1 rRNA gene is annotated in these 420 nt (G+C 48.1%); it reads left to right on the forward strand.

From position 1 onward, the window contains the following. A 16S ribosomal RNA gene (locus E0D86_RS21260) occupies positions 1-420 on the forward strand; the annotation flags it as partial.

Below are 420 nucleotides of genomic sequence, written 5' to 3' on the forward strand. Positions count from 1 at the left end.
GGAATATTGGACAATGGGTGAGAGCCTGATCCAGCCATCCCGCGTGAAGGATGAAGGACCTATGGTTTGTAAACTTCTTTTGTACAGGGATAAACCTATCTACGTGTAGATAGCTGAAGGTACTGTACGAATAAGCACCGGCTAACTCCGTGCCAGCAGCCGCGGTAATACGGAGGGTGCGAGCGTTATCCGGATTTATTGGGTTTAAAGGGTCCGTAGGCGGATTGGTAAGTCAGTGGTGAAATCCTACAGCTCAACTGTAGAACTGCCATTGATACTGCTAGTCTTGAGTGTAGTTGAAGTAGCTGGAATGAGTAGTGTAGCGGTGAAATGCATAGATATTACTCAGAACACCGATAGCGAAGGCAGGTTACTAAGTTACAACTGACGCTGAGGGACGAAAGCGTGGGGAGCGAACAG

It is taken from the genome of Pseudomonas sp. IC_126 (assembly GCF_004331835.1).
Classification (GTDB): Bacteria; Pseudomonadota; Gammaproteobacteria; order Pseudomonadales; family Pseudomonadaceae; genus Stutzerimonas.